The 8,046-nt window shown below is 75.4% G+C and carries 6 protein-coding genes; 5 read left to right on the plus strand and 1 reads right to left on the minus strand.

Going from position 1 to position 8,046, the window contains the following annotated elements; translation table 11 throughout:
* The 5 genes from ACFQ11_RS36440 to ACFQ11_RS36460 form a co-directional block, all read left to right on the plus strand.
* Positions 1–1,569 (plus strand): condensation domain-containing protein (locus tag ACFQ11_RS36440; RefSeq protein WP_378307293.1); only part of this gene is annotated, 1,569 nt, incomplete at its 5' end.
* Positions 1,566–5,498 carry an amino acid adenylation domain-containing protein gene (locus tag ACFQ11_RS36445; protein ID WP_378307295.1) on the plus strand — a complete coding sequence of 1,311 codons (3,933 nt, stop codon included), beginning with the start codon at positions 1,566–1,568 and terminating at the stop codon, positions 5,496–5,498. The genes ACFQ11_RS36440 and ACFQ11_RS36445, both read left to right, overlap by 4 nt.
* Position 5,499: 1 nt before the next feature.
* Positions 5,500–5,709: an MbtH family protein gene (locus ACFQ11_RS36450; RefSeq protein ID WP_378307297.1), complete on the plus strand. Its 210-nt coding sequence runs from the start codon at positions 5,500–5,502 to the stop codon at positions 5,707–5,709.
* Positions 5,702–6,340, plus strand: a complete 639-nt coding sequence (locus ACFQ11_RS36455; RefSeq protein WP_378307299.1) for a GNAT family N-acetyltransferase — start codon at positions 5,702–5,704, stop codon at positions 6,338–6,340. Before ACFQ11_RS36450 ends, ACFQ11_RS36455 begins: the two co-directional genes overlap by 8 nt.
* Positions 6,337–7,071 carry a thioesterase II family protein gene (locus ACFQ11_RS36460; RefSeq protein WP_378307300.1) on the plus strand — a complete coding sequence of 245 codons (735 nt, stop codon included), beginning with the start codon at positions 6,337–6,339 and terminating at the stop codon, positions 7,069–7,071. The genes ACFQ11_RS36455 and ACFQ11_RS36460 overlap by 4 nt, the downstream gene beginning before the upstream one ends.
* 15 nt (positions 7,072–7,086) lie before the next feature.
* Here ACFQ11_RS36460 and ACFQ11_RS36465 read toward each other — a convergent pair.
* The coding region (locus ACFQ11_RS36465; RefSeq protein ID WP_378307301.1) for a S1 family peptidase at positions 7,087–8,046 on the minus strand (960 nt) is incomplete at its 5' end.

Below are 8,046 nucleotides of genomic sequence, written 5' to 3' on the forward strand. Positions count from 1 at the left end.
TTCCAGCACCAGACCGTCGAGGAGCTGGCCGCCGTCGCGCGTCCGGTCGGGGAGGACGAGCGGGTCGAGGCCGAACCGCCCGGCGCCGGAATCGGGCAGGTCCCCGCGACCCCGATCATGCACTGGTTCCGGGAGCTGGACGGCCCGGTCGCCGGCTACAGCCAGCGCATGCTGCTCCAGGTGCCGCCGTCCCTCGACACGGCGAGACTGACCGAGGCGCTGCGCGCGGTCATCGACCACCACGACATGCTGCGCCTCCGCGTGCACGGCGCCGAGTTCGAGGTCGCCGAGCGGGGGACGGTCGACGCGGCGCCGCTCGTCCGGCGCGTGGACGTCGCCGGGCGGGACGGCGCGGAGCTGCGGGCCGTCCTCGCCGCCGAGGCGCGCGCCGCGCGCGACCGGCTCGATCCCGCGACCGGGGCGATGGTGCGGCTCGTCTGGTTCGACGCCGGGCCGGACCGCTCGGGCCGCCTCCTGCTCACCCTCCACCACCTGGTCGTGGACGGCGTGTCGTGGCGGATCCTGCTGCCCGACCTCGTCACCGCGTGGGCCGGGGGGACGCTCGACCCCGTCCCGACCTCGTTCCGCCGGTGGGCGCAGCGGCTCGCCGCCGAGGCGTCCGACCCCGCCCGCGCCGCCGAACTGCCGCTGTGGGAGGACGTCCTCGCGACGCCCGACCCCGTGCTCGGCGCCCGCCCCCTGGACCCGGCGGCCGACACGTTCGGCGGCGCCCGCCACCACACGGTGGGCCTGCCCGCCGACGTCACCGCGCCGCTCCTCGCGGACGTCCCGGCGGCGTTCCACGGGCGGGTCGGCGACGTGCTGCTCACCGGGCTCGCGCTGGCCGTCGCCGAGTGGCGGCGCGACCGGGGCGTGACGGACGAGACGGCGGTGCTCGTCGACCTCGAGGGCCACGGCCGTGAGGAGATCGTGCCCGGTGTGGACCTGTCGCGGACCGTCGGCTGGTTCACGTCGATCTTCCCGGTGCGGCTCGACGCCGGCTGGGTGGAGCCGACCGACGTCCGCGAGGGCGGCCAGGCGGTCGGGACCGCGCTGAAGCGGGTGAAGGAGCAGCTTCGGGAAATCCCGGACAACGGCATCGGGTTCGGGCTGCTGCGGTACCTCCACCCGCCGGCGGCGGCGCGCCTCGCCGGGCGCCCGCACCCGCAGGTCGCGTTCAACTACCTCGGCCGGTCGGCCGTCCCGGAGGCCGCCGACTGGGGCCCGGCCGCGCAGGCGGAATCGGACGCCCTGGGCGGTGGGCAGGACGACGCGCTCGCGCTCGTCCACGCGATCGAGGTGAACGCCCACACCCGGGACCTGCCGGACGGTCCCGAACTGACCGCCACCTGGACCTACGCCGGGAACCTCTTCGACGACGCCGCGATCGCCGACCTGGCCGGGCGCTGGACGGCGGCGCTGCGCGGCCTCGTCGCGCACGTCGTGGACGGCGCCGCCGAGGGCCCGGTCGGCGGGTTCACGCCGTCCGACCTGTCGCTGGTGGACGTCGGCCAGGACGAGATCGACGAGCTCGCCGCCGAGCTCGACGGGGAATGGGAGGACGATTGAGCAGGTCGCAACTCGAGGACATCCTCCCGCTGTCCCCCCTCCAGCAGGGACTGTTCTTCCACGCCCTCTACGACTCGGGCAACGACGTCTACACCGCGCAGATCGTGTTCGACCTGCGCGGCCCGCTGGACGTCGACGCGCTGCGGGCCGCCGCGGCGACGCTGCTGCGCCGCCACGCGAACCTGCGGGCCGGGTTCCGGCAGCGCAAGGAGGGCTCGCCGGTCCAGGTCGTGCAGCGCACGGTGCGGCTGCCCTGGCGGGACGCCGACCTGAGCGGCCTCCCGGAGGCGGACCGGGAGGCGGAGGCGAAGCGGCTCGCCGACGCCGAACGGGCCCGGCCGTTCGACATGGCGAAACCGCCGCTGCTGCGGTTCCTGCTCATCCGGCTGGGCGACGACCTTCACCGCATGGTGTTCACGAACCACCACATCCTGCTGGACGGCTGGTCCACGCCCGTCCTCCAGACGGAGCTGTTCGCGCTCTACCTGGCGAAGGGCGACGACACCGGCATGCCGCGCGTCGCCCCGTACAAGAACTACCTCGCGTGGCTCGCGAAGCAGGACCGGGCCGCCGCCGAGGACGCCTGGCGGCGCGCCCTCGACGGGTTCACCGAGCCCGCGCTCGTCGCGCCCGGTGCGTCCGAACCCGGCGCGGAGACCCCGGGACGGGTCCGCACCCGCCTCACCGAGGACCTGACGGCCGCGCTCGGCGCGCGCGCCCGCGCGCAGGGCGTCACCCTCAACACCGTCCTGCAGCTTGCGTGGGGCGTCCTGCTCGGCCGCCTCACCGGCAGCACGGACGTCGTGTTCGGGGCCGCGGTGTCCGGGCGGCCCCCCGAACTGCCGGGCGTCGAGCAGATGATCGGCCTGTTCATCAACACGCTGCCGATCCGGGTGCGCGTCCGTCCCGCCGACACCGTCGCCGCCGCCCTCGCCCGGCTGCAGGACGAGCAGGCCGCGCTGATGCCGCACCACCACCTGGGCCTCGCCGACGTGCAGCGGCTCGCGGGCGGCCGGGCGCTGTTCGACACCATGACCGTGCTGGAGAACTACCCGTTCGACCCGGACGCCGCGGGCACCGACCTCGGCGGGCTCTCCCTGCACGGCGTGGACGGCTACGACGCCAGCCACTACCCGCTGACGTTCGCCGCCGTCCCCGGACGGGCCCTGTCGCTGCGGATCGACCACCGCACCGACCTGTTCGCGCGCGACGACGCCGAACGGCTGATGCGGCGGCTCGTCCGGATCCTCGACGCGATCGCGCACCGGCCCGGACTGCCGCTCGGCCTCATCGACGTCCTCGACGACGAGGAGCGCGCGCTCGTCCTGCGCGGCTGGCAGGGCCCGCGGACCGACCGGCCCGCCCGCACGGTCACCGGCGCGTTCGCCGCCCGGCTCGCCCGGACCCCGGACGCGGTCGCCGTCCGGACGCCGCACACCGGTGCGTCGCTCACCTACGCCGAACTGGACGAGCGCGCCAACCGGCTCGCGCACCGGCTCGTCGGGCTCGGCGTCGGGCGGGACGTGCCGGTCGCCGTGCTGCTGGAGCGGTCCGCCGACATCGCCGTCGCGTCCCTGGCGATCCTCAAGGCGGGCGGGGCGTACGCGCCGATCCACCACGGGTACCCGCCCGAGCGCACCGCCTGGGCGGTCGCCGAGGTCGCCGCGCCCGTCCTGGTCGTGAACGCGCCGATGCGGGCGCGCGTCGCGGACCTGGAGACGTCCGCGCACGTCCTCGACCTCGACGACGACCCGGTCCTCGCAGAGCAGCCGGGCACCGACCCCGGCGTCCCGTGCCACCCCGAGCAGCTCGCGTGCGTGCTGTTCACGTCCGGGTCGACGGGCGTGCCGAAGGGCGTGATGCTGCGGCACCGCGACGCCGTCGACCTCGCCACGGACGGGCGGCTGCGCGGCGGGGCCCACGACCGCGTCCTCGTGCACTCGCCGCACGCCTTCGACGCGTCGATCTACGAGCTGTGGACGCCGCTGCTGCACGGCGGCACCGCCGTCGTCGCGCCGCCCGGCCATCTCGACGGCGCCGCCCTCGAACGGCTGATCGCGGAGGGCGACCTGACCGGCCTGTTCCTCACCACGACCCTGTTCAACCTGGTCGCGGACGAGCGCCCGCAGGCGTTCGCGCGGCTCCGGGAGGTGCTCACCGGCGGCGAGGCCGGGTCCCCGGCGGCGATCCGCAAGGTCCTCGCCGCCTGCCCGGACACCGAGGTCGGCAACGTGTACGGGCCCACCGAGGCCACCACCTACACGACCGTCACCGGGCTGCGCGGCCCCCTCGCGGACCCGGCCGAGACGTCCGCCGTGCTCGGCCGCCCCATCGACGACACGCGCGTCTACGTGCTGGACGCGGGCCTGCGGCCCGTCCCGCCCGGCGTGGTGGGCGAGGCGTACATCGCGGGCGCCGGGCTCGGCCGCGGCTACCTGCGGCGCCCGGGCCTCACCGCCGGACGGTACGTCGCCGACCCGTACGGCCCGCCCGGCGGCCGCATGTACCGGACGGGCGACCTGGTGCGGTGGCGCCCCGGCGGCACCCTCGAGTACGTCGACCGCGCCGACCTCCAGGTGAAGGTGCGGGGGTTCCGCATCGAGCTCGGCGAGATCGAGGCCGCGGTCGCCGCGCACCCCGCCGTCGCGAACGTCGCCGTCGTCGCCCGCGAGGACGCGCCCGGCGCGAAGTCGCTCGTCGCGTACGTCATCGCCCCCGGCCTGCCGGGCGAGGACGGGGACGGGACGGACGGCCTGCGGCGGTTCGTCGCCGCCCGGCTGCCCGAGTACATGGTGCCCGCGGCGTTCGTCCGGCTCGACACGTTCCCCGTCGGCCCCAACGGCAAGCTCGACCGCCGCGCGCTGCCCGCCCCCGACTACGGGCGCGCCGCCGCCGGGCGCGCCCCCCGCACCCCCGAGGAGGAACGGCTCGCGGAGATCGTCGCGGGCGTCCTCGGCCTCGACCGGGTCGGCGCGGACGTCAGCTTCTTCGACCTCGGCGGCGACAGCATCACCGCGCTGAAGCTCGCGTCCCGCGCGCGGCGGGCCGGCATCGAGCTGACGCCCCGGGACGTGTTCACCCACCAGACCGTCGAGGCGCTCACCCGCGTCGGCGACCCCGGGGACCGGCTCGGTTTCGAGGTGCTGCTCCCGATCCGGACGTCCGGGACCCGGCCGCCGGTGTTCTTCGTGCACCCGGCCGGGGGCCTCGCCTGGGGATACCTTCAGTTCCAGCGGCACCTCGGGCCCGACCAGCCCGTCTACGGCCTCCAGGCGCGGGCGTTCACGCGCGGCGAGCCGCCCGTGTCCGTCGAGGAGATGGCCGACGACTACCTCGCGCAGATCCGGGCCGTCCGGCCGTCCGGGCCCTACCATCTGGCGGGCTGGTCGCTCGGCGGGCTCGTCGCCTACGAGATGGCCGTCCGCCTCCAGGCCGCGGGCGACGAGGTCGGGATGCTGGCGCTCATCGACGCCTACCACGGGCAGGACCTCGAGTCCGAGCGCCGCGAGATCCTGCCCGAGCTGCTGCAGGCCATCGGCATCGACGCCGGGATGATCGCCGCGGACGGGAACCCGGACCTCGCGCGGATCATGGCGGTGCTCGCCGAGCGCGGCGACGCCCTCGCCACCCTCGGTGAGGACGACCTCGTCAACGTCTACCGCAACTACGAGAACGGGCTCCGGCACGCCGAGGAGTACCGGCCCGGCCGGTACCGGGGCGACGTCGTGTTCTTCACCGCGCTCAAGGGACGCACCGCCGGCTCGCCCACCGGGCGGACGAACTGGGGCCCGCTCGTCGACGGCGGCGTCGAGGAGTACCCGATCGACGTCGACCACCACCTGCTGATGGAGCCCGGCCCCGCCGCCGAGATCGGCGCCGTGCTCGCCGCCAGGCTCGACAAACTCCACAGCGAGAACGGAAAGGGATGACATGACGAACCCGTTCGAGGACCCCGACGGCACGTACCTCGTGCTCGTCAACGACGAGGGCCAGCACTCCCTGTGGCCGTCCTTCGCCGAGGTCCCCGCCGGCTGGACGGTCGCGAAGGACGAGGACACGCGCGACGCCTGCCTCGCCTACGTCGACGAGAACTGGACGGACATGCGGCCCAAAAGCCTCATCGAGGCCATGGGTGACTAGCCCGGGAGAGGCCGTCGCGGTCCCCGCGGTCACCGAGTGGACGATGGAGATGCTCGACGCCGCCGACCTGCGGCCCGCGCCGCTGCCCGGCGTCGAGATGACGTTCACGCTGGCCGGGCGGCCGTCCGCCGAGGTCAACCGGGCGCTGTACGCGCTGGTCGGCGCCCGCGTCTGCTGGACCGACCGGTTCGGCTGGACGCACGCCGACTGGTGCGCCTGGGTGGAGCGGGCCGAGCTGAGCACCTGGATCGCGATGGCGGAGGGCACCGTCGCGGGGTTCTTCGAGATCGAGGCGCAGCCCGGCGGCGACACCGAGATCCACCTCGTGGGGCTCGGGCCCGCGTTCGTCGGCCGCGGCTACGGCGGGTACCTGGTGGAGCAGTGCGTCCGCCGGGCCTGGCGGCGCGGCGAGCTGTGGGCGCCGGACAGCGGCCCCGCGACGCGGGTGTGGCTGCGCACCAGCAGCCTCGACCACCCCAACGCGATGGCGAACTACCGGCGGCGGGGATTTAAGGTGGCCGCGGAGACCGTTGCCCCCAAGCTCGTCCCCGACCCCCGGACGGCGCCGTGGCCGCTGCCGCACGACCCGCGCACCGTCCCGCGCCGGGACGAGGAGGAGTTGATCACGTGAGCTGGTTCCGCTGCGCCGAGCCGCGCCCCTGGGCGTCCATGCGGCTGTTCTGCCTGCCGCACGCGGGCGGGTCGGCGGTGTTCTACCGGACCTGGGCGAAGGAGATCAGCCCCGCCGTCGAGGTGCACGCCGTCCAGTACCCGGGGCGCGCCGACCGGATGGCCGAGCCGCTCGTCGCCGACGCGCACCAGCTCGCGCGGCTCGTCGCGGGCGCCATGGCGCCGCTCGCCGACCGCCCGGCCGCGCTGTTCGGGCACAGCATGGGCGCCGTGATCGCCTACGAGGCGGCGCGGCTGCTGCAGGAGCGGGGGAGCGCCCCGGTGCACCTGTTCGCGTCCGGCGCCCGCCCGCCCCACGACCGGGGGGACGAGCGGGTCGCCGACCGCGACGACGACGGCGTGGTCGCCGAGATGGTGAAGCTCGGCGGGACCGACGCCGAGGCCCTGCGGGACCCGGAGCTGCGGGAACTGGTCCTGCCGTACGTCCGCAACGACTTCGCGCTGATCGAGTCGTACGCGCACCGGGACGGCGTCCGGCTCACCGTCCCGGTCACGGCGATCGTCGGGGACGCCGACCCGCACGTGACGGCGGACCAGGCCGCCGGATGGGGGGAGGTCACCGACGGCCGGTTCGCCCTCAGGACGCTGCCGGGCGGCCACTTCTACCTGGCCGACCGGCAGCCCGACGTCATCGCCGAGATCCTGCGGACCCTCGAGGTCCCCGCGGGCTAGCGGGGACCGCCCGGATCAGTACACGCTCAGCCCGTACCGGGACAGCGGCTCGGTGACCGGCTGGAAGAACGTGGTGCCGCCCCACGTGCAGTTGCCGCTGCCGCCCGAGGTCAGGCCCAGCGCGGTCGACCCGGCGAACAGCGACCCGCCGCTGTCGCCCGGCTCGGCGCACACGGTCGTCCGGATGAGGCCGCTGACGCTGCCCTCCCGGTAGTTGACCGTCTGGTTGAGGGCGGTGACCCGCCCGCGGTGCAGCCCGGTGGTGCTGCCGCTGCGGCTGACGGTCTGGCCGACCGTCGCGTTCCCGGCCTGCGTGATGTCCTGCGTGCCGCCGCCGTACAGGTGGACGGTGCCGCGCGTGTCCTGCGGCGTCGACGTGTACTGCACGACGCCGTAGTCGTTGCCGGGGAAGCTGCTGGCGACGGTGCGGCCGAGGGTGCGCCCGCTGCCGTCCGTCCAGGTCGTTCCCATGGCGGTGCAGTGCCCGGCCGTCAGGAAGTAGTAGGTGCTTCCGCTGCGGACGTTGAAGCCGAGCGAGCAGCGGCCGCCGCCGGCGTAGATGGCCTGCCCGCCGGCGGTGAACATGCGGAACTCGCCGGCGACCCGCTCGGTGCGGACGGCCGCGCCGTGCTCGGCGGCCTCGCTCCGCACCTTCTCCAGGTTCGCGCCCTTGACGGTGCCGTCCATGGTGAGGACGACCTTGTTGGACGCGGGGTCGATCGCCCACGCGGTGCCGGGGATGGACGCGTCCCGCTTCAGCTCGGCCATGACCTCCTTCAGGTCCGCGCCGCTGCGCTCGACCGTCTTCGGCCGCGCGCCCGCCGCGCGGACGGTCCGTGCGGCGGCGGCGTCGGTGACGGTGACGACGAGCTCGGAGCCGTCGAGGTAGGCGCCCGCGCTGCGGGCCCCGAGCCGCTCGGCGAGCTGGGCGGCCACCGAGCCGGGGGCGCCCGGGGCCGCGGGGGCGGCGGCGAC

Origin of the sequence: Actinomadura sediminis, from assembly GCF_042675525.1 — a bacterium.
GTDB lineage: Bacteria > Actinomycetota > Actinomycetes > Streptosporangiales > Streptosporangiaceae > Spirillospora > Spirillospora sediminis.